The sequence below is a fragment of the Nocardioides sambongensis genome, from assembly GCF_006494815.1.
Lineage (GTDB): Bacteria > Actinomycetota > Actinomycetes > Propionibacteriales > Nocardioidaceae > Nocardioides > Nocardioides sambongensis.
Genome location: NZ_CP041091.1, coordinates 1,624,327 through 1,647,128, shown reverse-complemented (window position 1 = coordinate 1,647,128; position 22,802 = coordinate 1,624,327). Strand labels below are relative to the sequence as shown.

Below are 22,802 nucleotides of genomic sequence, written 5' to 3'. Positions count from 1 at the left end.
GCCACCGAGATGACCTACGTCTGGCGCCCCGACGCCGACTACCTGCACAACTCCAATGTCTCCCGGCTGATGCGAACGCTCGAGGTCGACTCCATCGACGCCCTCCGGGCTCGTTCGGTCGAGGACATCGGCACCTTCTGGGGCGCCGTGGTCGACGACCTCGCCATCCCCTTCCGCCGACCGTTCACCGCCGTGGTTGACCAGAGCCGCGGCGTGAAGTGGCCGGAGTGGTTCGTCGACGGCGGGCTCAACGCCGTCGATGCCTGTCTGGGTGCGTGGGCCGAGCGCACGCCGGACGCGGTCGCCGTCGTCCATGAGGCCGAGAACGGAGCCGTCACCCGGCTCAGCTACGGCGAGCTGGCCGACCGCGTCGCACGGGTTCGCGCCGGGTTGCGCGCCCGAGGGATCGCCAAGGGCGATGCCGTCGCGATCTACCTGCCGATGACACCCGAGGCCGTCGTCGCGACGTACGCCGTGGCCAGCATCGGCGCCATGCTGGTGCCGCTCTTCTCCGGCTTCGCTGCCCCTGCCATCGCCAGCCGGGTGCAGGACGCCGCTGCCAAGGCGGTCATCACCGCCGACGGCACGATCCGTCGACGGAAGCAGGCGACCATGCTGCCTGCGCTCCGAACGGCGCTCGCGGAGTGCCCGACCGTCGAGACCGTGGTCGTCGTGGACAACCTCGGAGGGGTCCTCGATCTCACGGATGGGGAGGTCGCCTGGAGCGACCTTCTCGCTCACGAACCCGACCCGGTCGTCGAGGACACCAACGCCAGCGACGTGCTGCTGCTCGCCTACACCTCCGGCACGACCGGCAAGCCCAAGGGCGCCGTGCACACCCATGCGGGCTTCGTGACCAAAACCGCCTCCGAGGTCGCCTACGGATTCGAGATGGCCCCGGGACGGACCTTCTGCTGGATCACCGATATGGGCTGGATCATGGGTCCGCTGTCGATCTTCGGCACGCACGGGACCGGCGGCACCCTCCTGCTCTACGAAGGCTCCCCGGACGTGCCCGACACCGGCCGCCTGTGGGAACTGGTCGAACGGCACGGCGTCTCGATGCTCGGGGTCAGCCCCACGCTGATCCGCACCCTCCGTGCCGCCGGCGACCTCCCCTCAGAGGACCTGGGCAGCGTCCGGGTCCTCGGCTCCACCGGCGAGCCGTGGGACCCGGAATCCTACGAGTGGCTGGCGCGCGACGTGTTCGGCGGTCGCGTCCCGATCATCAACTTCTCCGGAGGCACCGAGGTCGGCGGCTCGTTCCTGTGCCCCTACCCGGTCGAGGAGATCCGCAGCTGCTCCCTGGGCGGCCCCGCGCTGGGCATGGACGTCGACGTCGTCGATGACCAGGCGTCCTCGGTGCGCGACCAGATCGGCGAGCTCGTGTGTCGCCAGCCCTGGCCGTCGATGACGCGAGGGATCTGGAACGACGACGCCGAAGGGTCGCGCTACCACGAGGCGTACTGGTCGACGTTCGACGGGATCTGGCGCCATGGCGACTTCGCGCTCGTCGACGACGCGGGTGACTGGTTCATCCTGGGGCGCTCGGACGATGTCATGAACGTCGCTGGAAAGCGCGTCGCACCCGCAGAGATCGAGTCGGTCGTAGCGATCGACGCCGATGTGGCCGAATCGGCCGTCGTCGGGATCCCCGACGCCACCAAGGGCGAGGCGGTGTGGGTTTTCTACGTTGCCCGGGACTCCGCGGCCGATCCAGTGGAGGTCGCGACGCGTGTGCGGGGCCTCGTGGCGTCAGGTGTGGGCAAGCCGTTCGCTCCCAGTCAGGTCGTCCGCGTCGAGCGACTGCCGAAGACCCGCTCTGCGAAGATCCTGCGTCGCGCGATCCGGGCCGCAGTCCTCGACGCCGACCCCGGCGACCTCTCGGGAGCCGAGAACCCGCAGGCGGTCGAGGAGATCCGGGAGCTCGTCAAGGAGCTGCGGTGAACTCGACCACTCGCTCCGCGGCTGAGGTCCCGGCTCAGTCGCCCGGGACCTCGATCTCGGTCCGCTCCTCGACCTCGAGCACGGCGGATGCGTACTCGTGGACGTGCCGGGTCATCCGGCGTACGGCGGCCGCACCGTCCCGCTTGCGGATGGCGTCGGTGATGTTGCGGTGGGCGCGCGCCGTCGTCTCGCGGACGACCGCGTCGATGAACCCCTGGTTGTCGGTGGAGGCGTAGATGGCGCGCGACAAGGCACCCATGAAGCCGATCAGCAGCTCGTTGTGCGACGCCATCGCCACCCCGACGTGCCAGTCGACGTTCGCCTGCAGGAAGTCGGCCAGCGACCCCTCCGCCTCGATCGCGGCATTGGCCCGGTCCAGGACTGCGAGGTCGATGTCTGTGCGGTATTTGGCAGCGAGCTGCGCGCACGCGGGCTCAATGGCCTCGCGGGTCTCGAGCAATGCGGCCAGGCGGACCTGTCGCCCGCGGATGATCAGGCTGACCGTGCTCGCGATCGACTCCTCGCCGGGGCGCTGCACAAACGCTCCTCCGGCACGACCCGTCCGAATCTGTACGAGCCCCTGCACCTCAAGGATGCGCAACGCCTCGCGCACGGTGGTCCGACTCATCCGGGTCTGGGCGACCAGTTCGCGCTCGGGCGGAAGGGCAGTGCCCTCGGGGAACTCGCCGCGGAGGATGCGTTCGCGCAGGTCGTCAGCCAGGACGTCCGAGGCCTTCGGGACCTGCATCGGAGTGAGCTGGACCGGGTGCCGGATGCTGCCCGAGGTGGCCTCGGCGCCGATCGATTCAGTCATGTCATCCCGTTTCCTCGCGGATGGATCCGCACATTTGGTCATACCCAATCTAACAGCCGGAAGCTCGGCGGTGCGGTCTCACGCGCACCGCCGGCTGGACGAATACACAGTGGAAGGGCAGCAGCATGCACTGGAAGTTCTCTGAGGAGCAGGACGCCTATCGCGAGACGTTGCGTGGCTGGTTGGGTGATGTGGCCGGCTCGGACCAGGTTCGAGCGTGGCTCGGCCTCGACCCAGCCGGGCCCGGACGCCCTGCGGCGGACCCGACGGAGTTCGAGGACCGCTGGGTCGCCGACGGCTTGTGCGGGGTCGGATTCCCCGAGGAACTCGGTGGTCAGGGCGGGGGCGTCGTCGAGCTCGCCATCACGGCTGAGGAACTGGCGAGGGTTGCGGCGCCCAGCGCGGCCTGGCTCGCCACGACACTGGCGATGCCCGCCCTCGAGACGCGACCGGATCTCGCGAAGGCCGCCCTCGAGGGCAGTCACGCCGCGGTCGCCATCGCCGCCGAGTCGCTGCCAGCGGCGCCGGGCCACGTCACTGCTGATGCAGACGGTGCGCTCACCGGTGTCGTGCCACGGGTCCTCGGCGCTGATCGCGCGGGCCTGCTCGTCGTGCCGGCCGGCGGGGCGAGCGGACCACGGTTGTACGCCGTCGACACCGCGCAGCCGGGCGTCGAGATCACGCCCCGGAGGCTCCTCGACCGGTCACGATCGGTCGCCGACGTCCGGTTGTCCGGAGTGGTCGGCCAACCGCTCGACGTCGACGCGGCGACCGTGCTCAGCGCGACGACCGACCTGGCCGGCGTACTCCTCGGGGCCGACGCGCTGGGGGCGATGGAGCGAATGCTGGAGCTGGCGGTCGACTACAGCGCACAGCGACAGCAGTTCGGGGTGCCGATCGGCTCGTTCCAAGCGGTCAAGCACGCAGCCGCGACCATTCTCGTCGACGTCGAGGCCGGACGGTCCGGCCTCTACTACGCCGCCGCATCGGTCGCCGAGCGCCACGCTGAATCGTCCCTGCACTCCGCCGCGGTGAAGGCACAGGTCACCGCGGCAGCTGGGCGAGCGGCCGACAGTGCGCTGACGATGCACGGCGCGATCGGCTACACGTGGGAGCACGACCTGCACCTCTTCTTCAAGCGCGCGCGCCTCGACGAACAGCTCTTCGGCTCGGTCGAGGATTGGAACGAGCGCATCTCGAGCGGCCTGACCTTGGCCTAGGTATTGGTCGTACCATTTGTTATAGTCGCTCCATTACGCCTCTCTCCGAGCATCTCGGACCAAACCGATCAGGACGGACCAGACCGTGGATTTCGAGCTCACCGAGGACCAGCAGACCATCCGCAAGGCGGTGGCGGAGCTGGCAGCCCGGTTCGACGACCAGTACTGGATGGACAAGGACGCCGACCACGAGTTCCCGACCGAGTTCTACAACGCCTTCGCCGAGGGCGGCTGGCTCGGGATCACGACCCCCGAGGAGTACGGCGGGCACGGCTTCGGCATCACCGAGGCATCGATCCTCCTCGAGGAGGTGGCCGCATCCGGCGCGGGCATGAACGGTGCGAGCTCGATGCACCTGTCCATCTTCGGGATGCACCCGGTGATCGTGCACGGTTCGGAGGAGATGAAGAAGGAGAACCTGCCCCGCATCGTCAACGGTGACCTGCACGTCTGCTTCGGTGTGACCGAGCCGGGCGCCGGTCTCGACACCACGCGCATCACGACCTTCGCCAAGCGGGACGGATCCGACTACGTCGTCAACGGACGCAAGGTGTGGATCTCCAAGGCCGTCGAGTCCGAGAAGATCCTGCTGCTCACCAGGACGGCCAAGTTCGATGACTCGCCCAAGAAGACCGAGGGACTCACCCTCTTCCTCACCGACCTGGACAGGGCCCAGGTCGACATCCGGCCCATCAAGAAGATGGGCCGCAACGCGGTCACCTCGAACGAGCTCTTCATCGATGACCTCCGCATTCCTGAGGAGCACCGCATCGGCGAGGAGGGCCAGGGCTTCAAGTACATCCTGGACGGACTCAACCCGGAGCGAATGCTCGTGGCATCGGAGGCGCTCGGCATCGGCCGGGCCGCGCTCCGGCGGGCCGTCAGGTACGCCAACGAGCGCGAGGTCTTCGGCCGGCCCATCGGCAAGAACCAGGGCCTGCAGTTCCCGCTCGCGGACTCCCTGGCCCGGCTGGACGCCGCCGAACTGGTGCTGCGCAAGGCGACGTGGCTCTACGACAACGGCCGCCCCTGCGCCCGCGAGGCCAACATGGCCAAGTACCTGTGCGCCGACGCTGGCTTCGATGTCGCCGACCGGGCGCTGCAGACGCACGGGGGGATGGGGTACTCCGAGGAATACCACGTCGCCCGCTACTTCCGTGAGGCCCGCCTGACCCGGATCGCACCGCTCTCGCAGGAGATGGTCCTCAACTACATCGGCGAGCACGTTCTCGGACTTCCCAGGAGCTACTGATGACCACACCCTTCGACCTGACCGGGCGAGCCGCCCTCGTCACCGGCGCCGGTAACGGGATCGGCGCCGCGGTGGCGCGGGCTTTCGCGCGAGCCGGTGCCGCAGTGCTCGTCACCGACCTCGACAAGGACGCCGCGGCCGCCGTCGCGGAGCAGATCGTGCAGGCCGGCGGCCGAGCCGAGTCGGCAGCGCTCGACGTCCGCGACGGCGACGGGGCCGCCGCTGCCGCCCAGCAGGCCGCCAACCTCGCCGGCGGCACCCTCCACGTCGTGGTGAACAACGCCGGCGCGATCTCGCCGGCGATGTTCCCGAAGATGACCGCCGAGCAGTTCCGATTCGTCGTCGACGTACACCTCGGCGGAACCTTCACCGTCAGCCAGGCCTCAGCACCCTTCCTCGCCGAGGACGGAACGGGACGGATCATCAACGTGACCTCGGCGGCAGGCCTCGTCGGCACCATCGGCCAGGTCAACTACAGCGCCGCCAAGTCCGGCATCATCGGCGTCACCAAGTCACTGGCCAAGGAGCTCGCCCGCCGCAAGATCACCGTCAACGCCGTCGCGCCGCTCGCTGCGACGAACATGACGGAGAACATCCGAAGCAACGAGAAGCTGGCCGAGATGACCCTCGCGCGGATCCCGCTGGGCAGGTGGGCAGATCCCGACGAGATCGCGAGCACCTTCGTCTTCTTCGCTTCCGATGCCGCGTCCTACGTCACCGGCCAGATACTGGCCGTCGACGGCGGGACGGTGATCTGAGATGGCGCTGACCGGCCGTGACGCATGGATCGTGGAGGCACTGCGGACACCGATGGGCAAGGCCCATCCCGACCGCGGCTGGTTCCGCGACGTTCATCCCAACGTGATGCTCGGCGCGGTCTACACCGCGCTGCTCGACGCGACCGGGATCGCGCCGGGCGACGTCGAGGACCTCGTCGTCGGCTGCACCGCACCGTTCGGCGAGCAGTCTCGCAACGTCGCCCGCAACGCCTGGCTCCAGGCCGGCTACCCAGCCGAGGTCCCCGCCACCGTACTCGACCGACGGTGCGGCTCCGCACAGACAGCCGTCGAGATGGCCGCGGCGCTGATCGCCTCCGGCACCCACGACCTCGTCCTCGCCGGCGGCGTGGAGAACATGGGCCACGTCCCGATGGACGCCGTGGTCAAGATCGAGGAGCTGTACGGCGCCGCGTGGCCCGCCGAACTCAAGGAGCTCTACGACTTCCCGACGATGGGGGAGAGCGCCGAACGCATCGCGGAGCAGTGGGGCATCAGTCGACACGAGATGGACGACTTCGCCGTCCGCTCCCACACGCTGGCCGCGGCTGCCATCGAGGCGGGACGGTTCGACCGCGAGATCATCGCCATGGAGCTCGACGGTGCCGTACGCACCAGCGACCAGAGCGTCCGCCCCGGAACGAGCCTCGAGAGCCTTGCAGAGCTGAAGACCATCTTCCGCCCGGACACCGGCGTCGTCACTGCCGGCTCGTCCTCGCCGCTGACGGACGGGGCCGCCGGAGTGCTGCTCGCCTCAAGTGAGGCTGTCGAGCGCCACGACCTCACGAAGCGGGCGCGAGTCCTCGACCAGACCACCGTTGGCGTCGATCCCTTGATCATGCTGACCGGCCCGATCCCGGCCACCCGCAAGCTGCTCGAGCGCAACGGGATGGCCATCGACGACATCGATCTGTTCGAGGTCAACGAGGCGTTCAGCTCGGTGGCGCTGGCCTGGGAGCGCGAACTGAAGCCGGACATGGACCGCGTCAACGTCAACGGCGGCGCCATCGCACTCGGCCACCCGGTCGGAGCCTCCGGCTCCCGACTGTTCGCGACCCTGCTCGCCGAGATGGAGCGCCGCGACGTCGAGATCGGTCTGGTGACCATGTGCTGCGGTGGCGGGCTGGGCACCGCGACCCTGGTCCAGCGGGTGTGAGGCCGCCATGTTCGACGTGGCCGACTTCCTGGATCCAGGAGACGGCGTGTGGTGGGGACAGGGCAGCGCCGAGCCGGAGCCCCTCGTCAACCAGGTCCTCGATGCCGTGGACCGGGTCGGCCCGATCCGGGCATTCTCCGGACTCACCTGGAACGAGCGCCTCGCAGGCGACCTCCCCGAGAAGCTGACCGTCCTCTCCTACGGCGGACTCGGCCAGCTCCGCTCCCTCAGCCGACACGGACGGCTCGACGTCGTCCCGTGCCACTACTCCGCGATCCCGCGGATGTTCGCCACGGGCCAACTGCCCAACGACCTGGGTCTGGTCCAGGTCTCTGCGCCGGGCCCGGACGGTCTGGTCTCCCTCGGCACGGGCGTGGAGTACGTCGCCGACGCACTGCGCCACACCCGCACCCTCATCGCCGAGATCAACCACCAGATGCCCCGAACGGTCGGCGGCCCGCAGCTCCCGATCTCGACCTTCGCCGCCGTGGTGGAGACCGACCGACCCCTGCGCGAAGCTCCCTCCAGGCCCGCCGACGCCGTCGACCGGGCGATCGCGGCCAACGTGGCCAGCATCGTGCGCGACAGGTCGACGATCCAGATCGGAGTCGGCTCACTCCCGGCCGCCGTACTCGACGCGCTGGCCGGCCACACCGACCTGGGCTTCCACAGCGGCATGCTCACCGACGGGGTGCTGACCCTGGTGGAGAAGGGCGTCATCACCGGCGCCCACAAGGAGATCGATCCTGGAATCGCCGTCACGGGCGCCGCGCTGTGCAGCACCGAGGGCTACCAGCGCATCGCAGACCAGCCCGTCGAGTTCCGACCGGCCAGCTACACCCACGCCCCAGCGGTTCTGTCTCGCCTCGGGTCACTCGTCTCGATCAACTCCGCCATCGAGGTCGACCTGCTCGGCCAGGTCGGCGCCGAACTCGCCCGCGGCGTCCACATCGGCGCGGTCGGCGGACAGGTCGACTTCAGTCGTGCCGCCTCGCTGACCGGTGCCCGGTCGATCATCGCGCTCCGATCGACGGTTGGAACGGGGGAGAGGTGCCACTCCACCATCGTTCCGACGCTCGCCAGCGGCGTCGTGACGACCGCGCGCGTCGACGTCGACGCCGTCGTCACCGAGCACGGCGTCGCCATGCTGACCGGCTGCACGGTGGCCGAACGTGCCCTGCGCCTCATCGAGGTGGCGGCCCCCGAACACCGTGAGCACCTCCAACGAAGCATCGCAGAGCAGGAGACCCCATGAACCACCCCACGACCAACGCGGCGTTCCCGAACAGCTCGGAGGGCGAGGCACGCACCGTCCACATCCGTGAAGTCGGGCCACGCGACGGCTTCCAGAACGAGCCCGAGACCATCGCCACCGACGACAAGATCCGCCTCATCAACGCTCTGGGCCGCGCGGGCCTGAAGCGGATCGAGGTCGCCAGCTTCGTGCGTCCTGACGTCATCCCGCAACTCGCCGACGGCGTGGCCGTGCTCCAAGGGATCGACGTCCCCGACGACGTCGCACGCATGGTCCTGGTCCCCAACAGCCGGGGCCTCGACAACGCCCTCACCCATCGCGACCTCTTCGAGGAGGTCGCCCTCTTCGTCAGCGCCAGCGAGACCCACAACAAGCGCAACATCAACCGCACCGTCCAGGAGACCATGGACGACGTGCGTCAGATGGGCAAGCGCATCGTCGACGAAGGACTCACCTACTGCGCCGTTGTCGCGACGTCCTTCGGCTGTCCGTTCGAGGGCGCCGTACCGATGGACCGGGTGCTCGACCTCGCCGAGCAGTTCGCCGAGTCCGGGGCCACCGAGATCGGCTTCGGCGACACGACCGGCATGTGCAATCCGTCGTACGCCTCGCGGTTCTTCGCCGCCGCCGTCGCGCGCCTCCCCGAGGTCGAGATCACTGCCCACTTCCACAACACCCGGGGCCAAGGCCTGGCCAACGCGTACGCCGCCCTCGAGGCCGGTTGCCGCAGCTTCGAGTCCAGCTTCGGTGAGCTCGGTGGATGCCCGGTCCCAGCAGGTTCCACCGGCAACATCGCGACCGAGGACCTCGTGTCCATGTTCCACGAGATGGGCGTCGACACCGGCCTCGACCTCTACGTCCTCATCGAAGCGGCCAGGGACGCCCAGAGCACGCTCGGACGCAAGCTGACCAGCCACTCGATCGTCGCCGGGCCCGTCATCTGGTCCCCGAGCGTCTGACCACCACCCACCAAGGAGAGAACAACCATGAGCAACCGCGTCGCACTCGTCACCGGCGGTGCCCAGGGCATCGGCAAGGGCATCGCCACCACCCTCGGCCGCGACGGATTCCGCGTCGCCGTCGCCGACCTCAACCTCTCGGTGGCGGAGGAGACCGCCAAGGAGATCAGCGCCGCGGGCGGCGAGGCCATCGCTGTCCAGATCGACGTGACCTCGACCGAGTCGGTCAAGGCGGCCGTCACTGCGATCGAGAACGAGCTCGGCCCGATCGAGGTCGTCGTCAACAACGCCGGGTGGGACGACTTCATGCCGTTCGTGAAGACCACCGAGGACTTCTGGGACAAGATCCTCGACATCAACTACAAGGGTGCGCTCCGCGTCATCCACGCCGTCGTTCCCGGCATGATGGAACGAGGTTTCGGCCGCGTCATCAACATCGGCTCCGACGCCGGTCGTGTCGGCTCCTCCATGGAGGCGGTCTACTCAGGCGCCAAGGGCGGCATCATCGCGTTCACCAAGACGCTGGCCCGTGAGGTCGCTCGCAAGGGCGTCACGGCCAACACCGTGTGCCCCGGCCCGACCGACACGCCGGCCCTGCGCAAGTTCGCGGACGGCGCGGGCGGCGGAGACGCCGAGAAGGTGATCGCGGGGATGACGAGCGCGGTCCCGATGAAGCGCCTGGGCACCCCCGAGGACGTCGGCCCCGCCGTGTCGTTCTTCGCCTCCGACGGCGCCGGGTTCGTCACTGGCCAGACGCTGTCGGTCAGCGGCGGCCTCACGATGGCCTGACGTGGCCCTCACGAGCACTCCCGCCGCGGCCGTCGACTGGACCGCGAGCGGCAGCTACGACGACATCGTCTATGAGACGAGCCCCGACGGCATCGCCAAGATCACGATCAACCGGCCCGAGGTGCACAACGCCTTCCGGCCACAGACCCTGGTCGACGTCGACCGTGCCCTGATGGCAGCGCGTGAGGACGAGTCCGTGGGCGCGATCATCCTGACCGGGGCCGGCGACCGCGCCTTCTGCTCCGGCGGTGACCAGCGCGTCCGCGGGGACTCCGGCTACAAGCTCGACGACGCCGCGACCGGCCGCTTCCACGTCACCGACCTGCACGTCGCGATGCGCCGTTGCCCCAAACCGATCGTCGCGATGGTGGCGGGGTGGGCGATCGGGGGTGGCCACGTGCTGCACCTGGTGTGCGACCTGACGATCGCCGCCGACAACGCGGTCTTCGGACAGGTCGGGCCCAAGGTCGGCTCCTTCGACGGCGGATACGGATCGAGCATCCTGTCCGACCTCGTGGGCCCGAAGAAGGCCAAGGAGATCTGGTTCCTGTGCCGTCAGTACGACGCCCACGAGGCGCTCGCAATGGGACTGGTCAACACGGTCGTGCCGCTGGCCGACCTGGAAGCAGAGACGGTCCGGTGGTGCCGGGAGATGCTCGAGCTGTCTCCCCGCGCCCTGCGAATGTCGAAGCTGAGCTTCCATGCCCACGAGGACGGCTACGCGGGGATCCAGCAGCTGGCCCACGATGCGAACCTCCTCTTCTACGGCACCGAGGAGGCCCAGGAGGGGCGGGAGTCCTTCAAGGCCCGTCGAACTCCCGACTTCACCCGCTTCCCTCGGCGCCCCTGACCTGGCGTCACGATCCATCACCCACTCTCCGAAATGAGCACCCATGTCTGAGACCTCTGTCGTCACCTGGACCACCGAATCGCCCGGCGTCGTCGTGGTGACGATGGACCGCCCGCCCGCGAACGCCCTCGGCATCCCCCTGCTGGACGGCCTGCATGCCGCCATCGACGCCGCCGAGACGGCCGGCGACGTGAAGGTCATGGTCCTCACGTCGGGCCGAGAAGGCTTCTTCGCAGCTGGAGCCGACATCAAGCACATGTCGACTATCGACGCTGGCTCCTTCCTCGCCTACGGCGACAAGATGCGCGCCGTCAACGACCGGCTCGCAGCGGCGGGGTGGATCTCGATCGCTGCGGTCGACGGCGTGGCGCTCGGCGGCGGACTCGAACTCGCGATGGCCTGCACGATGCGGGTGGCCGGTCCCCGCGCCCGGCTCGGCCTGCCAGAGGTGAAGCTCGGTCTGATCCCTGGCGCGGGTGGCACCCAGCGGCTCCCGCAGTTGGTGGGACGCGGCCGCGCGCTCGACATCATGCTGACCGCCCGCCAGGTCGAGCCCGAAGAAGCGCTCCGCATCGGCCTCGTCGACCGACTCACGGACGGCGACGCCCTCAAGGCCGCCCTCGACCTGGCGGCTGACCTCGCCGGCTCCTCGCTCCCGGCCCAGTTGGCCGTCGTACGCACCGTCGACGCTGCGTTCGAGATGCCGCTCGAGGAGGGCTTCGCGTTCGAGGCCAAGCAGGAGCAGGGCCTCTTCGAGACGGGGGAGGCGGCCGAGGGGATCGCGGCCTTCGTGGCGAAGCGCCCGCCGAACTTCGCGTGAGCGGCCGGCACTCCCTCGCGCCCTCGCGCAGCGGTGGGCGTGCCACCCTCGTGTTCTGCCTCGGCGCCGTCTGGCTGCTCTGGGGCTCGGTGTACCTCGCGATCCGACTGGTGGTCAACGAGGTGGACCCGTTCCAGGCCATGGCCCAGCGCTATGTCGTCGCAGGGCTCGCGCTCGCCGGCCTCGCCGTCGCGATGCGCGGCCCGGCCGCCTTGCGGGTGACCCGCGCCGAGGGCCTCGGGCTGCTGGTCACCGGCGTCCTGCTCCTCGGCTTCGGCAACGGGTTCCAGGCGCTCGCCCAGGTCGGCGGCCTGCCCTCGGGCGTTGCTGCACTCATCGTCGCCACCGTGCCTGCGTGGGCGGTCCTCATCAGGCTCGCCACCGGCGACCATCCGCCGAGGTTGACCCTGTGCGGGGTGGCCGTCGGCTTTGCTGGCCTGGTCGCTCTGGTGGGGCTCGGTCAGCGGACCGGCGAGGCGGTGCCGCTGCTGGCCGCCTTCTGCTGCCTGCTCGCCAGCCTCAGCTGGACGGTCGGATCCTTCCTCCAGGGGCGGATGGCCATCCCGAGCGACATCGTGGTGGTGGCTGCCTACCAGCAGCTGGTTGCTGCCGGAACGTCGACGACCCTCGCCCTGTCGACGGGCGAGACCTTCAGCATGGACTACTCGACCCGAGGCTGGCTCGCGCTTGCGTGGCTGGTGGTGGCGTGCTCGATCGTCGCGTTCCTCGCCTTCGCATGGCTGCTGGCCAACGTGCCGATCTCACTGACCGCGACCCACGCCTACGTCAACCCGGTCGTGGCCGTCTTGCTGGGCTGGTTGGTGCTCGCGGAGCCCGTCGGGGCCGGGGTGCTCGTCGGCGGCGGTGCGGTGGTCGGCGCGGTGGTGCTCATCATCAGCTCAGAGCGGCGCGCTGTCGTCGAGGAGCGCGTCCCGGAGAACGTCGCACCGGGCTGAGCGAGCCAGCCGCTTCTCCGGCCCAAGTGTGGCGGGCACCACTATCTCCAAAGGGGTAGGCCGAAACCCCCCTAAGTAGGGTCGTATTGATCTAACTGTCGGACCATAATCAGTGACGTGAGACACACCGATGGTCGGTGTTCCCGACACCCGAGGGATCATTCGCATGAAGCGACGACTGCTGGCGGCCACGAGTGCCGTCGCCTTGGCAACAACGATGGCCGCCTGTGGCTCGGCCAGTGACAGCTCGGGGGGAGAGGGTGAGGGCGGCACGATCAAGGTCGCGCTCATCCCGCCGACCAGCGGCGCCCTGGCCCAGTTCGGCACGGATGCAGTCAAGGGCTGGGAGACCGCCGTCCGACTTGTCAATGAGGACGGCGGCATCGACGGCCGCGAGGTGGAGCTGGTCGTGAAGTCGACCGACGCCGACCCTGCGACGACACTTCGCGTCGCTCGCGAGGCAGTGACCCAGGATGGTGCGCAGTACATCGGCGCTGTGATGACATCGCCCGAGCATGCGGCGCTCAATGCACAGCTCGAAGGCCTCGGCGCGATGTCGTTCAACTCGCTCGGCAAGGACGACGCTCTCATTGGAGAGCAGTGCTCGCCATACGCGGTGCACGTCGTGCAGAGCAGCAGCATGGACATCAACGGCCTGGCCAACTCCCTCGACGAGCTGCCCGGTGAGAAGTGGGCGATCCAGGCGGTCGACTACGCCACCGGACATAGTGCCGCCGAGAAGTTCCGCGACGCGGCTGAGGCGGCCGGCAAAGAGATCGTCCTCGAGCAGTTCGCGCCGCTCAACACGACTGACTTCGGCTCCTACATCACTAAGATCAAGAGCAGTGGTGCAGACGCCGTCTTCGCCGTCGAGTACGGCGCCGACGGCGTGGCCTTCGTCCAGCAAGCCGACCAGTTCAACCTCGACAAGCAGCTCGAGACCGTCCTCGGGTTCAACATGGTCTCGGAGCCGCTTTTCGAGACCCTGGGCGACACCATCGTGGGTTATTACAACAACGTGGGCTACGACGTGGCCGGTGACAACGAGTCGAACCAGGAGTTCGTCGAGGCCTACACGGCGGATCACAGTGAAGCGCCGTACTACGTGCCGGCCGACAACTACCTCGCCGCCCAGACTCTGTTCGCCGCCATCGAGGAGGCGGGGTCGGCCGATCCCGCGGACGTCTCCGAGGCGATCGCTGACCTGAGCCTCGACAGCATCGTCGGCGAGGTCACCGTGCGGGCCGAGGATCACCAGGTCCTGCGCGATTCCTACCTCGGACAGGTCGCCGAGGGCGACGGCGGACTGGCATTCGACGTGCTGTCGAACTCCACGCCCGACGTCACGACCCCCAGTCCAGCTCGGACTGCTCCTTCTGAGTCGTCCACGGTGCGGGCGGCGCCCTGAGCGCGCCCGCACTGTGGACCCCACGAGAAGAGGAAACGTGGACGCAGCGCAACTGCTCAATGGAGTCGCTCTCGGCTCCCTGCTAATGGTGCTCAGCTCCGGACTGGCGATGATCTATGGCCTTCGGGGCGTGGCCAACTTTGCCCACGGAGCCCTTTACATGTCGGGGGCGTACATCGCCTATTCCGTCTCTGACAAGGTCAGCTTCTGGCTGGCGCTGATCGTCGCACCGCTCGTGCTCGCGGCAGTCGGCGCGGTGCTTGAGCTGGTGTTCTTTCGCCCGCTGCAGCACCGGTCTCACATCGAGCTCGGGTTGATCACCTTCGGTGTCGCCCTAGTGCTTGAGCGGGTCGTCGTTCTGATCTGGGGCGAGCGGACGCACCGCGTCACGCCACCTGAGTTTCTGCAGGGCACAACGTCTCTCTTCGGCATCGAGTATCCCAGCTACCGGTTGGCGATCATCGTGATCGCGCTCTGCCTGGCAGCGGGCCTTGTGTTCTGGCTCCGGAACACTGAGACCGGCCTGCACATCCGTGCGGCCAGTCAGGATATCGAGACCGCCTCGATCATGGGCATCAATGTGGACCGGGTCAGCACGGTCGTCGTGACCTTGGGGTCGGCGCTTGCCGGACTCGCCGGAACCCTCGCAGCGCCGTATGTCGCGCTCGACCCGGGGATGGGCAACGCGTTCTTGATCGTCGTCCTGATCGTCGTCGTCGTCGGCGGCATCGGCAGCATCGGCGGGGCGATGATCGCCGGCATGGGCCTCGGCGTGATCCAGACCGTCGCAACCGTGTGGTCCCCGGCCTTTGCGGTCATCGTGCCCTACGCCGCCTTGACCATCGTCCTGCTGTGGCGGCCTACCGGACTCGCCGGAAAGAGAGTGTCATGACCATGACGACCACCACAGACGACGTCACCGAGACGATGATGGAGGCTCCGCTCACCAAGCCACGGCTGCGTGGCACCCTGATCGGTGCTGGCGTGGGCGTACTTGTCCTCCTAGCCGGCCTTGCTGTGCCCTACATCGTCACCGACACCTACCGGATGGGCATCCTGGTCGAGGCCACGATCTTGAGCCTGATGGCAATCGGCATCGGCTTCCTTGCTCGGCACCTTGGTCTGATCAGTCTGGGCCACGGTGCGTTCTTCGGGGCATCGGCCTACGGCGTGGCGATTGCCACGACCAACTGGGGGTGGGCGCCGGGCGCCGCTGTCGGGTTCGGCATCGCAGTCGGAACCGGGTTCGCCCTCGTGATGGGGATCCTCGTCGTGCGTGCCTCGGGATTCGGGTTTCTGATGCTCACGCTGGCGCTGTCTCAGGCTCTCTACGCCCTCAACGTGCTCACCTCGATGCGTTCGCTGACCGGCGCCCACGATGGAAAGCTGCTCACCTACGACCGCGATGCGACCTTCCTCGGCCTCACCCAGGCAGACGTGATGAACCCTGGGCTGTTCTGGCCGATCGCCTGGATCGCGCTGACTGCCTGCACGACCTTGCTGTGGGTTATCGGCCGCTCACGATTCGGCACCACCTTGGAGGGCATCCGCGAGAACGAGGAGCGTATGCGCTTCTCTGGCTACGACACGTTCCTGCCGCGCCTCCTGGCCTTCGTACTGTCTGGTGCGGTCGCCGCGCTGGGCGGAGCGCTCTTCGCCATCAACGCGGGCTACGTCTCGCCCGACATCCTGGGCTTCGGGCGTGCTGGCGACTCGCTGATCGCCGCCCTGATCGGCGGGTTCGGCATCGTCATCGGTCCGATCGTCGGCACCTTCCTTTTCGTCTACGCCCAGGCCAACTTCAACTTCGGCGGCAACCTGCACCTCTACACGGGCCTAACCCTGATCCTGGTCCTGGTGTTCATGCCGGGCGGGATTACGGGTGCGATCCAGAAGCTCTATCACCGCATCAGAAAGGCACGCCGATGACGATCTTCGAGGGCCGCGGCTTGACTGTCAGGTACGGCGCCCACGTGGCGCTGGACACGGTCGACATCGAACTCTTACCCGGGGTAGTGCATGGGGTGATCGGCCCCAACGGCGCCGGGAAGTCCACCTTCATCGATGCGCTGTCGGGCAGGAAGCGTCCGACCACCGGGACCGTTACCTTCGAGGGGGACGACATCACCCGCCGCTCGGCGCGGTGGCGCCGGCGCAGGGGGCTGGCGCGGTCGTTCCAGCGCACCAGTGTGTTCGGGTCCATGACAGTAGGGGACCAGTTGGAGATGGTCGCGCGTCGCAATGATGAGCCCGATCTGGGCGGAATCATCTCGACCCTTGGCCTGGACGCCGTCCGTGGCCAGGTCTGCTCGGAGATCGCCTACGGCACGCAACGCTCCGTCGACCTCGCGATCGCCCTCATCGGAAAGCCGAAGGTCGTCCTGCTCGACGAGCCGTGCGCGGGCCTTGTCCACGACGAGTCGGTCCGGATGCTCCAGCACGTTCGCGACATCTGCCAGGAGCGGGACGTCGCCGTCCTCCTCGTCGAGCACGACGTCGAGGGCGTGTTCAGGACGTGCGACACCATCACGGTGCTGGACCTCGGCAAGGTCCTCGCCAGCGGCACGCCCGACGACGTGCGCGCCGACGAGAACGTCATCCGTGCCTACCTGGGGAGTGCAGCATGACCTCCACCGTGCCCGTCCTCGAGTTCCGTGGGGTCACCGCCGGCTACGCCGGATCGGTCATCCTCCAAGACGTCTCCTTCTCGATCGCAGCCGGTGAGACCGTCGGCCTGGTCGGCCGCAACGGCGCCGGCAAGACCACCACGCTGATGTCGGTCTACGCGGTGCCGACCGTCACGGGTGAGATCCTGGTCGACGGCGAACCGATCGGTCGCAAGGCACACGTACCGACCGCCCGCGGGGTCTCGCTGGTGCCGCAGGGCAAGCGGATCTTCAGCAATCTCACCGTGGAGGAGAACATCCTGCTCGGACGGGCATCCGGCCGGGAAGCGTCGTGGACCCTGCCGGACCTCTACGAGCTGTTCCCGAACCTCGCGCGCGGCCGCAAACGCCACGGGACCTCGCTCTCGGGAGGCGAGCAGCAGATGCTCGCGATTGCGCGGGCGCTGATGTCAGGGCCGTCCCTGCTCATGCTCGACGAGCCGACCGAGGGTCTGGCCCCAGTGATCATCGACGCCATCATCGACGCACTCAAGGAGATCCGGTCCCGCGGGACGGCCCTCCTGCTGGTCGAGCAGCACATCGGCATGATCCAGAAACTCGCCGACCGCTACCTGGCCCTGCGCAAGGGCCGTGTCGTGGGCGAGGGGCCGGTCTCCCAACTTGGTGACCGGGCTGTGCAGGAGCTGATCGCACTCTAGGAACGACAGGAGCGGGTTCGCTGGAGATCTCTCCAGCGAACCCGCTCCTATGTTATGGTCAGACCATTCAACCGATGTTTGGATTCCCGTGGAGGTGGTGGAGATGACGTCGACAACGACGGAACGGACGCTCACGGGACCCTTGGTCGGTCTCAAAGTGGTGGAGATCGGCAGTATCGGTCCGGGACCGTTCTGCGCGATGCTGCTCGCAGACCTGGGCGCGGACGTGGTGCGCATCGACCGCACGAGCGGTGCTGCGCTGGTCGGCCCGAATGCCGACTTCCGCACGGAAGTCATGCACAGGGGACGACACTCGATTGCGGTGGACCTCAAGAATCCCGCGGGGCAGAGGTCGTCCTCGATCTCGTCGCGAGCGCCGACATACTGATCGAGGGCTTCCGGCCCGGCGTCACCGAACGACTCGGCATCGGCCCCGACGACTGTGCGGCCGTCAACCCACGACTCGTCTACGGCCGGATGACCGGCTATGGGCAGGACGGGCCGCTGGCCCAAGCGGTCGGGCACGACATCAACTACATCGCCCAGAGCGGACTCCTCGCCCTGGTCGGCCGCCACGGACAGCCGCCGACCCCGCCGCTGAGCCTCGCCGGTGACTTCGGCGGCGGCGGCATGATCCTCGCACTCGGTGTGCTCGCGGCGGTCTGGGAGGCACAGCGCACCGGGCGGGGGCAGGTGGTCGACGCAGCGATGGTGGACGGCTCCGCCCTGCTGGCCGCAGCCTTCCACGGCTTCGTCAGCAACGGGACCTGGGACACCGAGCGTGGCACGAACATCGTGGACTCGGGCGCTCCGTTCTACGACACCTACGAGACCGCCGACAACAAGTGGCTCGCGGTCGGCGCGATGGAGCCCCACTTCTACACCGACCTCCTCGAGATCCTCGAACTCGACCCCACGACGCTGCCGGACCAGAACGACCGCAGCGCATGGCCGCAGACCAAGAAGGTCATCGCGGACGTCGTCCGCTCACGCACCCGGGACGAGTGGGTGGAGCGCGCGGCAGGACGCGGCTGCATCTCGCCCGTGCTCGACGTGCGCGAGGCGTGGACCGATACCCACAACACCGCGCGACGCACGTTCGTCGAGATCGCCGGTGTCGTCCAGCCGGCGCCGCAACCACGATTCAGCAGGAGTCCCGCAGAGGTCGACGGCCCACCCCGGCACCCGGTGAGCACACCAGACACGCCCTCGCGGCGTGGGGCGTCACGACCGACCGCATCGTCGAGTGGGAGGCGGTCGGTGCGATCGCCCAGATCGACCCGACCCGTTCCGAGGAACCACAGAAAGGCAGCCAGGCCCGATGAAGAGCCTTGATCGACAGTTCGAGACCCTGACACTCGAGGAGGTGACTCCGGGGGTCGTGGTGATGACCCTCAACCGCCCCGATCGCTACAACGCGATGACGAACCAGATGTTCGACGAGCTGGAGCGTGCCGCCCTGGACCTCGACCAGGAGGACGACCTCCGGGTGATCGTGATGACCGGTGCCGGCGCGGCATTCTGCGGCGGTTACGACCTCGCCGACGCGGACCACCTCGCTGACCTCGGGGCAGTGGAAATGCTCAACCAGCAGGAGCGCGCAGCTCGAGCGTTGCAGGCCATCCGGGCCGTCCGCGTCCCGGTCATCGCCGCGATCAACGGTGCGGCCGCCGGCGGTGGCCTGGCGCTCGCGCTCCAGGCAGACATCCGCCTTGCCGCGCCCGAGGCGAAGTTCAACGCCGCCTTCGTCCGGATCGGGCTCACCGCAGGCGACCTCGGCACCTCATGGCTGCTCACCCGGCTGGTGGGCCCCGCCGTCGCCAGCGACATCGCCTTCACCGGCCGGATGATCCACGCCGAGGAGGCGGTGCGCATCGGCCTGGCCAACGACCTCAGCGCACCCGGCGAGCTGATGGACGACGCCCTCGCGCTGGCCCGCCGCATCGTCGACAACAGTCCTGGCGGCGTACAGCTCTCGAAGCGGGCCCTGCACGCCAACATGGAGGTCGGCTCCTATGCCGCCGCCATCGAGCTGGAGAACCGCGGCCAGGCGCTGCTCACCCGCAGCAGCGACATGCCCGAAGCTCTGGCGGCCTTCAAGGAGAAGCGCCGCCCCGTCTTCAAGGGGGAGTGACCACGATGACCGTGACCGAGGAGAGCCCGACCGTGCAGATCGACTTCCCCGAGCTCGAGGAGCTCACCTTCGAGGTGCTGCCCGGCGACATCGGCGTGCTGCGGATCAACCGTCCCGACCGGATGAACAGTCAGACCATCCGGATGTTCAGCGAGTACGGCGAGGCCGCCTTCGCGCTGCGCGACGCGCCCTTGCGGGCACTGATCGTCACCGGCACCGGCACCCGGGCCTTCTGCGCCGGATTCGACCTCGACGAGATCCACCAGATCACCGAGATGGGCGTGCGCGAGTTCCTCAAGTTCCAAGAGACCGCGACCGGCGGCATCCAGGGAATCCACTTCCTCCCCTTCCCCGTCATCGCCGCCATTCACGGTCCCGCGACCGGAGGTGGCCTGGCACTCGCGCTGGCCGCCGACATCCGGCTCTGCGATCCAGCCGCGAAGTTCAGTGCCGCCTTCGTCAAGGTCGGCCTGTCCGTCGGCGAGCTCGGCACCTCCTACCACCTGACCCGCCTCGTCGGGCCCGCCAAGGCGGCGGAGATCGGCTACACCGCCCGGATCGTCGGCGCAGACGAGGCCGAGCAGATCGGCCTCGTCAACCGCGTCGTGCCGACCGACGAGCTGTTCGAGGCCGCCCTCGAGCTGGCCCAGCAGATCTCCCGCAACTCACCGGCTGGCGTCCGGATGTCGAAGCGTGCCATCCAGCGCAACATGGAGATCACCTCCTATGCGGCGGCCCTCGAGCTGGAGAACCGCGGCCAGGCGCTGATGACCCGCACGGCCGACATGCCCGAGGCGCTGGCTGCCTTCAAGGAGAAGCGCGCGCCACGCTTCACGGGGGAGTGACCTCATGAGTGACTGGGACTGGAGCCCGGAGGAACGCGCTCGGCTCGGCGCGTTCCTCGAGCAGCGAGGGATCACGTCTGGTGACATCGTCACCAAGGCCATCGGCGACGGGCACTCGAACCTGACATTCCTCGTCTCGGACGCCGAGGGCAGTCAAGTCGTCGTACGTCGTCCACCGCCGCCGCCCACGCCGCCGGGTGCACACGACATGCTCCGCGAGGCACGTCTCATCGGCGCGCTCGGGGACACGGCCGTGCCGGTCGCCGACTTGCTGGCAACCGCAGAGGCGGGCGAGGTCATCGACGTCCACTTCTACGTCATGAGCTTTGCGTCTGGCCCCGTGGTCACGACCTCGACCCCGGCGCCACTCGACGCGTCCACGACGCGCCGCGCCATCGGCGAGATGCTCGTCGACACCCTCGCCGACCTCCATGCCGTCGACTGGGTCGCCGCCGGACTGTCCGACATTGGCAGGCCCGAGGGCTTCAACACCCGGCACCGCGCTCGGATGGCGCGTCTGGTGGCCGATGCGGACGGCAACCCGCCACCACACTTCGCGGTCGTCGACGCCTGGTTGCAGGAGAACGTCCCGGCCGAGTCGGGCGCGACGATCGTGCACAACGACTTCCGGATCGGCAACGTCGTCCTTTCCGCCGACCGACCGGGTGGGGTCGAGGCGGTCCTCGACTGGGAGTTGGCGACGCTCGGCGACCCACTGTTCGACCTCGGCTACTTCCTCGCGTCGGTCCCAGGCCTAGCGCCGTACAACCCGACCCAGCGCTTCGGACTGGCCATGCTGGAAGAGGGATATCCGAGCCGCGACGAGCTCGCAGCGCGGTACGCCGCCCGCACGGGGGCCGACCTCAGGAACCTGGACTGGTACACCACCCTTGCGCTGTGGAAGCTCGCCGTGCTCTACGAGTACGGCCGTCGCCGCGCGGTGCGCGGCGTCGGTGATCCCTACTACGCCGACCAACGTCTCGTGCAGGCCTTCCTGGACGACGCGCACCGATCGGCGGGCCTCCCGCCGCCACCTCCAGCACCACAATCCGAGGAGTCCCGTTGAGCAACCGTTCCTACGAAGAGTTCCACGACGAGGTCATCCGGCCCGAGGAGGCCGACGGCCTGCCGGAGCGCTTCTTCGACCGCTTCGTCTTCAACGTCCACCGCACCGACGCGACCACGCCATCCATCATCTTCGGACTGGGACTCCACCCGGTGCGCGACACCGTCGACGGATTCACGATCCTCTCCACGGCCACCGAGCAACGCAACGTCCGCTACTCGACCGAGCTCTCAGCCACCGAGCGGGGCACGTGCGGCCCGTTCAGCTATGCCGTGCTTGAGCCCAACAAGACCTGGCGCGTGTCGCTGGCGGACAACCCCACCGGCCTGACCTTCGACCTGCAGTGGGAGGCCCGCACACCCGCCTGGTGGGGCGACATCGACGTCACCAACAGCTCCGGGGAGACCACCTCCTTCTCCCACCTCTTTCAGTCCGGCTGGGTGTCCGGAACTGTCAACATCGACGGCGAGGAGCAGAAGGTCGAGCGCTGGTACAGCCAGCGCGACCGATCGCGTGGTGTGCGCACCATGGCGGGCGGACAGGGGCTCCACATCTGGTACCAGGCCCAGTTCGAGGACCGCTCCGTCGGCTTCCTACTGGTCGAGTCGCGCGATGGTGGCCGGATCCTCCTCGAAGGAGCCGTCATGCACGCCGACGGCACGCTCGACGAGATCGTCGACGTGCGCCACGCCCTCGCCTTCGACGACCAACTCGACCTCCGCTCCGGCCGGGTCCAGGTGACCACGGCGTCGGGGGCGGTCTACCCGATCGACACCGACGCCTCGGCCGGCGGCGGCTACATGGCCGGTGGCGGCTACGGCGGCCACCACGGCAAGGCCCTGGGCCGCGACCACATGGAGAGCGACGTCTACCCGCTCGACGGCACCGTCACCCAGCGAACGCTCGACTCCTCGCTCACCGACCGTTTGTGTGCGTTCGACTGGGACGGCCGCCCGGGCTCGGGGATCTTCGAGTTCGCGCTGACCCGTTCGTCGTCGTACGCCTATCGGGCGACGCTCGACTGACCCGTTGGGGGCCAGCGGGAGGCGTTCTGCGGGCCCCCAGCTGTGGGCCCAGCGACCCTAGGAACGCGCCTCGAGCCAGGCGATGACGTCGCCGGTCACGGCATCGCGGTTGGTCTCGTTGAAGATCTCGTGGCGTGCCTCGGGGTAGAGCGTGACCGTGACATCGACCAACCCCGCCTCCCGGTAGCGCTGGCCCAGCAACTCG

Annotated in this window: 21 protein-coding genes and 2 pseudogenes; 21 read left to right on the top strand and 2 right to left on the bottom strand. The window is 68.4% G+C overall.

Annotation, left to right across the window (positions count from 1 at the left end; all coding sequences use genetic code 11):
• Positions 1 to 9 precede the first annotated feature (9 nt).
• Positions 10 to 1,947 carry an AMP-binding protein gene (locus FIV43_RS07695; protein ID WP_141013651.1) on the top strand — a complete coding sequence of 646 codons (1,938 nt, stop codon included), beginning with the start codon at positions 10 to 12 and terminating at the stop codon, positions 1,945 to 1,947.
• 34 nt (positions 1,948 to 1,981) lie between these two features.
• Here the strand turns inward: FIV43_RS07695 and FIV43_RS07690 are convergent, their stop codons facing one another.
• Entirely contained in the window at positions 1,982 to 2,761 is a 780-nt protein-coding gene (locus FIV43_RS07690) for a FadR/GntR family transcriptional regulator (RefSeq protein ID WP_196781006.1), read from the bottom strand.
• A gap of 125 nt (positions 2,762 to 2,886) precedes the next feature.
• Here FIV43_RS07690 and FIV43_RS07685 point away from each other — a divergent pair, with 125 nt between their 5' ends.
• The 20 genes and pseudogenes from FIV43_RS07685 to FIV43_RS07590 all read left to right on the top strand — a co-directional run bounded on the left by FIV43_RS07685 (position 2,887) and on the right by FIV43_RS07590 (position 22,597).
• Positions 2,887 to 3,981, top strand: a complete 1,095-nt coding sequence (locus FIV43_RS07685; RefSeq protein ID WP_141013650.1) for an acyl-CoA dehydrogenase family protein — start codon at positions 2,887 to 2,889, stop codon at positions 3,979 to 3,981.
• A gap of 85 nt (positions 3,982 to 4,066) precedes the next feature.
• Positions 4,067 to 5,233 carry an acyl-CoA dehydrogenase family protein gene (locus FIV43_RS07680; RefSeq protein ID WP_141013649.1) on the top strand — a complete coding sequence of 389 codons (1,167 nt, stop codon included), beginning with the start codon at positions 4,067 to 4,069 and terminating at the stop codon, positions 5,231 to 5,233.
• Positions 5,233 to 5,991, top strand: coding sequence for an SDR family oxidoreductase (locus FIV43_RS07675; protein WP_141013648.1), 759 nt, complete (start codon positions 5,233 to 5,235; stop codon positions 5,989 to 5,991). Before FIV43_RS07680 ends, FIV43_RS07675 begins: the two co-directional genes overlap by 1 nt.
• Before the next feature lies 1 nt (position 5,992).
• On the top strand, positions 5,993 to 7,165 hold the full coding sequence (locus FIV43_RS07670; protein WP_141013647.1) for a thiolase family protein: 1,173 nt from the start codon (positions 5,993 to 5,995) through the stop codon (positions 7,163 to 7,165).
• A 7-nt stretch (positions 7,166 to 7,172) separates the two neighbouring features.
• Entirely contained in the window at positions 7,173 to 8,420 is a 1,248-nt protein-coding gene (locus tag FIV43_RS07665; protein WP_141013646.1) for an acetyl-CoA hydrolase/transferase family protein, read from the top strand.
• Positions 8,417 to 9,379 carry a hydroxymethylglutaryl-CoA lyase gene (locus FIV43_RS07660; RefSeq protein ID WP_141013645.1) on the top strand — a complete coding sequence of 321 codons (963 nt, stop codon included), beginning with the start codon at positions 8,417 to 8,419 and terminating at the stop codon, positions 9,377 to 9,379. The genes FIV43_RS07665 and FIV43_RS07660 overlap by 4 nt, the downstream gene beginning before the upstream one ends.
• Before the next feature lie 27 nt (positions 9,380 to 9,406).
• A complete protein-coding gene (locus FIV43_RS07655) occupies positions 9,407 to 10,168 on the top strand; it encodes an SDR family NAD(P)-dependent oxidoreductase (RefSeq protein ID WP_141013644.1) in 762 nt (253 codons plus the stop codon).
• A 1-nt stretch (position 10,169) separates the two neighbouring features.
• Entirely contained in the window at positions 10,170 to 11,018 is an 849-nt protein-coding gene (gene menB, locus FIV43_RS07650; RefSeq protein WP_141013643.1) for a 1,4-dihydroxy-2-naphthoyl-CoA synthase, read from the top strand.
• 43 nt (positions 11,019 to 11,061) lie between these two features.
• Entirely contained in the window at positions 11,062 to 11,838 is a 777-nt protein-coding gene (locus tag FIV43_RS07645; RefSeq protein WP_141013642.1) for an enoyl-CoA hydratase/isomerase family protein, read from the top strand.
• Positions 11,835 to 12,794: an EamA family transporter gene (locus FIV43_RS07640; protein ID WP_141013641.1), complete on the top strand. Its 960-nt coding sequence runs from the start codon at positions 11,835 to 11,837 to the stop codon at positions 12,792 to 12,794. The genes FIV43_RS07645 and FIV43_RS07640 overlap by 4 nt, the downstream gene beginning before the upstream one ends.
• Positions 12,795 to 12,924: 130 nt before the next feature.
• Entirely contained in the window at positions 12,925 to 14,202 is a 1,278-nt protein-coding gene (locus FIV43_RS07635; RefSeq protein WP_141013640.1) for an ABC transporter substrate-binding protein, read from the top strand.
• 37 nt (positions 14,203 to 14,239) lie between these two features.
• Positions 14,240 to 15,094, top strand: coding sequence for a branched-chain amino acid ABC transporter permease (locus FIV43_RS07630; protein ID WP_141013639.1), 855 nt, complete (start codon positions 14,240 to 14,242; stop codon positions 15,092 to 15,094).
• Positions 15,091 to 16,131, top strand: coding sequence for a branched-chain amino acid ABC transporter permease (locus FIV43_RS07625; protein WP_141013638.1), 1,041 nt, complete (start codon positions 15,091 to 15,093; stop codon positions 16,129 to 16,131). The genes FIV43_RS07630 and FIV43_RS07625 overlap by 4 nt, the downstream gene beginning before the upstream one ends.
• Entirely contained in the window at positions 16,128 to 16,829 is a 702-nt protein-coding gene (locus FIV43_RS07620) for an ABC transporter ATP-binding protein (RefSeq protein WP_141013637.1), read from the top strand. The genes FIV43_RS07625 and FIV43_RS07620 overlap by 4 nt, the downstream gene beginning before the upstream one ends.
• A 95-nt stretch (positions 16,830 to 16,924) precedes the next feature.
• Positions 16,925 to 17,527 (top strand): annotated as a pseudogene (locus FIV43_RS07615) (ABC transporter ATP-binding protein); the annotation flags it as partial.
• A 49-nt stretch (positions 17,528 to 17,576) separates the two neighbouring features.
• Positions 17,577 to 18,862 (top strand): annotated as a pseudogene (locus tag FIV43_RS07610) (CaiB/BaiF CoA transferase family protein).
• Positions 18,849 to 19,661 (top strand): enoyl-CoA hydratase/isomerase family protein, encoded by an 813-nt coding sequence (locus FIV43_RS07605; protein ID WP_141013635.1) that lies wholly within the window; start codon positions 18,849 to 18,851, stop codon positions 19,659 to 19,661. The pseudogene FIV43_RS07610 and the gene FIV43_RS07605 overlap by 14 nt, the downstream one beginning before the upstream one ends.
• 5 nt (positions 19,662 to 19,666) lie before the next feature.
• Entirely contained in the window at positions 19,667 to 20,506 is an 840-nt protein-coding gene (locus tag FIV43_RS07600; RefSeq protein ID WP_181407776.1) for an enoyl-CoA hydratase/isomerase family protein, read from the top strand.
• A gap of 4 nt (positions 20,507 to 20,510) precedes the next feature.
• Positions 20,511 to 21,572, top strand: a complete 1,062-nt coding sequence (locus FIV43_RS07595) for a phosphotransferase family protein (protein WP_141013634.1) — start codon at positions 20,511 to 20,513, stop codon at positions 21,570 to 21,572.
• On the top strand, positions 21,569 to 22,597 hold the full coding sequence (locus FIV43_RS07590) for a DUF7064 domain-containing protein (RefSeq protein ID WP_141013633.1): 1,029 nt from the start codon (positions 21,569 to 21,571) through the stop codon (positions 22,595 to 22,597). Before FIV43_RS07595 ends, FIV43_RS07590 begins: the two co-directional genes overlap by 4 nt.
• A gap of 57 nt (positions 22,598 to 22,654) precedes the next feature.
• Here the strand turns inward: FIV43_RS07590 and FIV43_RS22155 are convergent, their stop codons facing one another.
• Positions 22,655 to 22,798, bottom strand: a complete 144-nt coding sequence (locus FIV43_RS22155) for a hypothetical protein (protein WP_231123819.1) — start codon at positions 22,796 to 22,798, stop codon at positions 22,655 to 22,657.
• Positions 22,799 to 22,802 lie beyond the last annotated feature (4 nt).

Excerpts from the sequence above, each read along its gene's own strand:
- FIV43_RS07695 (WP_141013651.1), top strand. The coding sequence starts at position 10 with ATGACCTACGTCTGGCGCCCCGACGCCGACTACCTGCACAACTCCAAT.
- FIV43_RS07690 (WP_196781006.1), bottom strand. The coding sequence starts at position 2,761 with ATGACTGAATCGATCGGCGCCGAGGCCACCTCGGGCAGCATCCGGCAC.
- FIV43_RS07685 (WP_141013650.1), top strand. The coding sequence starts at position 2,887 with ATGCACTGGAAGTTCTCTGAGGAGCAGGACGCCTATCGCGAGACGTTG.
- FIV43_RS07675 (WP_141013648.1), top strand. The coding sequence starts at position 5,233 with ATGACCACACCCTTCGACCTGACCGGGCGAGCCGCCCTCGTCACCGGC.
- FIV43_RS07670 (WP_141013647.1), top strand. The coding sequence starts at position 5,993 with ATGGCGCTGACCGGCCGTGACGCATGGATCGTGGAGGCACTGCGGACA.
- FIV43_RS07665 (WP_141013646.1), top strand. The coding sequence starts at position 7,173 with ATGTTCGACGTGGCCGACTTCCTGGATCCAGGAGACGGCGTGTGGTGG.
- FIV43_RS07660 (WP_141013645.1), top strand. The coding sequence starts at position 8,417 with ATGAACCACCCCACGACCAACGCGGCGTTCCCGAACAGCTCGGAGGGC.
- FIV43_RS07655 (WP_141013644.1), top strand. The coding sequence starts at position 9,407 with ATGAGCAACCGCGTCGCACTCGTCACCGGCGGTGCCCAGGGCATCGGC.
- FIV43_RS07645 (WP_141013642.1), top strand. The coding sequence starts at position 11,062 with ATGTCTGAGACCTCTGTCGTCACCTGGACCACCGAATCGCCCGGCGTC.
- FIV43_RS07635 (WP_141013640.1), top strand. The coding sequence starts at position 12,925 with ATGGTCGGTGTTCCCGACACCCGAGGGATCATTCGCATGAAGCGACGA.
- FIV43_RS07625 (WP_141013638.1), top strand. The coding sequence starts at position 15,091 with ATGACCATGACGACCACCACAGACGACGTCACCGAGACGATGATGGAG.
- FIV43_RS07620 (WP_141013637.1), top strand. The coding sequence starts at position 16,128 with ATGACGATCTTCGAGGGCCGCGGCTTGACTGTCAGGTACGGCGCCCAC.
- FIV43_RS07605 (WP_141013635.1), top strand. The coding sequence starts at position 18,849 with ATGAAGAGCCTTGATCGACAGTTCGAGACCCTGACACTCGAGGAGGTG.
- FIV43_RS07600 (WP_181407776.1), top strand. The coding sequence starts at position 19,667 with ATGACCGTGACCGAGGAGAGCCCGACCGTGCAGATCGACTTCCCCGAG.
- FIV43_RS07595 (WP_141013634.1), top strand. The coding sequence starts at position 20,511 with ATGAGTGACTGGGACTGGAGCCCGGAGGAACGCGCTCGGCTCGGCGCG.